This window comes from Pseudomonas sp. PS01300 (assembly GCF_029960155.1).
Lineage (GTDB): Bacteria > Pseudomonadota > Gammaproteobacteria > Pseudomonadales > Pseudomonadaceae > Aquipseudomonas > Aquipseudomonas palmensis.
Genome location: NZ_JASCPN010000156.1, coordinates 1 through 308, shown reverse-complemented (window position 1 = coordinate 308; position 308 = coordinate 1). Strand labels below are relative to the sequence as shown.

General features: G+C 66.6%; 1 pseudogene. It reads left to right on the top strand.

Annotated elements, in window-relative coordinates:
* A pseudogene (locus tag QMX96_RS26760) lies at positions 1 to 225 on the top strand (hypothetical protein); the annotation flags it as partial.
* Positions 226 to 308: the final 83 nt, after the last annotated feature.

The following is a 308-nucleotide window of genomic DNA, read 5'->3' as shown; positions in this document are numbered from 1 at the left end:
GGTATGGCCGGTGGGCAGTGCGTGGCGCGAGAGCATCGAGCGGCTACGGGTGTACCTGCTGGGGCAGTTGCCGGCCTGAAAAACTTCGCGGGTCAAGCCCGACCTCAGTTCGAACAGGCGGTGGCAACGGGGGATGCCTGCTACCTGGTGTGGCCGGTGGGCAGTGCGTGGCGCGAGAGCATCGAGCGGCTACGGGTGTACCTGCTGGGGCAGTTGCCGGCCTGAAAAACTTCGCGGGTCAAGCCCGCTCCCACAGGTACGGCGCTGGTTTCGAGAACGGCGCTGTACCTGTGGGAGCGGGCTTGACC